We start from the raw sequence: 1,039 nt of genomic DNA on the forward strand, positions 1-1,039 counted from the left end.
TCAATTCCACAGCACTCACATTTATAACTTCTTTCTGATAATTTCAATTCCTCTTTAATATTTCCACATTTACTGCAAGTTTTCGATGACGGAAACCACTTATCTATTTTTAAAAATTGCTTTCCTAAAAATATTAGTTTATACTCAAGCATCCTCAAAAACATTCCCCACCCATTGTCTCCTACACTTTTACCAAAATTTAATGCCTGACTTATCCCTTTCATATTCAAATCCTCAACAATCACAGCATTATACGTTTCAGACAATTTTTTCGATAATTTATGCAAAAAATCTCTTCGACAATTTTTAATATACTCATGCAATTTTGATATTTTCACTTTTTGCTTATACCAATTTTTAGAAAATTTAACTTTTCTTGACAATGATTTCTGTAATTTTTTCAATTTTTCTTCCAACATCCTAAAATATCTTGGATAATCAGCCCTTTGGTTTTCAGAACTGACAAATAATTCAGACATTGAAAAATCAAGTCCAATCACTTTATCATTACTTGGAATTTTTTGAATTTCTTTTTCAAATTCCGTCAAAACAGAAACGTAGTAATTTCCATTACTGTTTGTCAATGTTACCGACTTTATCTTGTAATCCTTCGGTATTTCTCTATGATATTTTAATTTTATTCTTTTCAATTTTGGCAAAACCAAATATTTGTTTTCCTCAATTCTTATTGAATTATTCACACAATTTGTCGTGTAACTTTTAATACTATTCTTTTTAGATTTGAACTTTGGAAACTTCGCTCTTTTCTGAAAAAAATTCATAAACGATCGTCTTACATTTAATTGAGCATTTGAAAGTGCCAAACTGTCTACTTCTTTCAAAAATTGGTTTTCACTTTTCAAACTAGCAGGTGTAATTATTTTATTTTTCCCAGTTTCTTCATAAATTTTATTCGCTGTATACAAAATTGTATTGTAAACAAAACGAACACATCCCAAAGTCTTATTTATCAATAATTCCTGCTCTTTATTTGGATAAATTCTGTATTTGAATGCTAAATTATATTTCATGAAATTAC

Annotated in this window: 1 protein-coding gene; it reads right to left on the reverse strand. The window is 27.7% G+C overall.

The window, feature by feature from the left end:
- Window positions 1-1,039 (reverse strand): RNA-guided endonuclease TnpB family protein (locus tag ACO409_RS11045; protein WP_485557223.1); only part of this gene is annotated, 1,039 nt, incomplete at both ends.

The sequence above is a fragment of the Leptotrichia sp. genome (genome assembly GCF_057270615.1).